At 68.9% G+C, this 1,475-nt stretch carries 1 protein-coding gene; it reads left to right on the top strand.

Features of this window, described 5'->3' with window-relative positions; all coding sequences use genetic code 11:
* Nucleotides 1-618 precede the first annotated feature (618 nt).
* A partial coding sequence (locus ACFPIJ_RS64390) for a reverse transcriptase domain-containing protein (RefSeq protein WP_380129447.1) occupies nt 619-1,475 on the top strand: 857 nt, incomplete at its 3' end.

Genomic DNA, 1,475 nt, shown 5'->3' on the forward strand with positions numbered 1-1,475 from the left:
GTCAGCCTGTCGCAGCAGGTGGACGTAGCTGAGGGCAGCCTGCCCCGGGTGATGCCGGGGAGGGTGGGAGCAGCCCTGACAAAGCCGGGACGTGTCAGCACTGCCAGATGGTGCGGGTCCGGCGAGCGAGACGAAGAGGAGTACGCGAGGAACCGGCGTCATAACGTCCCTCAATAGGTTGCCGGCTCGAACCTGGTGGATCAGGGCCGGGGGCGGTGCTTTCCCGCCGCGCGTCGTGGTGGGGAGCTTCCGGGTCGGACAGGATCGCCGGTCCGGGAGGCCATGGGGAAGGTCTGCGGCGTACCCATGGCAATGCCGCAGGGACAAAGTCGGGCTCCTCCTTCGACGAACGAGCAGCAGTGAACACGGGAACCACCCGGTCGCGGTTCCCGGCACGGGCGGCGGCCAGCCGACCGGACCGGGATAGGTGCATCGACCGCTGAACGGGCCGGGTGGGGCGGAGCCGCCGTAGTACTCGGCGCCGGGGAAAGCCCGGCACATGGGGAAGGGCGGCAGCGGTTACGCGAAGGGACGGAGGCTGTAATGCCGCAAGACGCGCCGCCGAACGGCGACGCTCCACCCGAACAGGCCCTCGGCCCGCACGGGTGGGTAGCGAAGATGCAGACCAAACTTCACCGATGGGCGGCGGCCGACCCTGGCCGCCGGTTCGATGACCTGTTCAACCTCGTGCACGACCCGGCGACGCTGCGGTTGGCGTTCGACCGGGTCGCAGGCAACCTGGGCGCCCGCTCCCCCGGCGTGGACGGCCTCACCGTCGCGAACGTCGAGGAGACTCTCGGAATCCCTGGGTTCCTGAACGACCTGCGTGGCCACCTGAAGGCGGGCACGTTCCGGCCACTTCCGGTGCGGGAACGCAAGATCCCGAAGCCGGGCGGGTCGGGCAAGGTCCGCCGCCTCGGCATACCGACGGTGGCGGACCGGGTCGTGCAGGCGGCGTTGAAGCTGGTGCTGGAACCGATCTTCGAGGCCGACTTCCAGCCGGTCTCCTACGGGTTCCGGCCCAAGCGGCGGGCGCAGGACGCGATTGCCGACATCCACCTCTACGGCACCAACGGGTACCGGTGGGTGCTCGACGCGGACATCGAAGCGTGTTTCGACTCGATCGACCACACGGCGTTGATGGACCGCGTCCGGGCAAGGATCAAGGACAAACGCGTGCTGACGCTGGTGAAAGCGTTCCTGAAAGCCGGGATCCTCACTGAACTGGGTGAGCGGCAGGACACGCACACCGGCACGCCGCAGGGCGGCATCCTGTCGCCGCTGCTGGCCAACATCGCGCTGTCAGTGCTCGACGAGCATCTGATGGCGCCGTGGAAGCCGGGCGGGACGATGTCCACCAGCGCACGCCGCAACTACCGGCGCAGCAAAGGGTTGCCGACGTGGCGGCTGGTCCGCTACGCCGACGACTTCGTGGTCCTCGTGCACGGCAGCGAGGACCACACGCAGGCGCTGCG

The sequence above is a fragment of the Dactylosporangium cerinum genome, assembly GCF_042653625.1.
Classification (GTDB): Bacteria; Actinomycetota; Actinomycetes; order Mycobacteriales; family Micromonosporaceae; genus Dactylosporangium; species Dactylosporangium cerinum.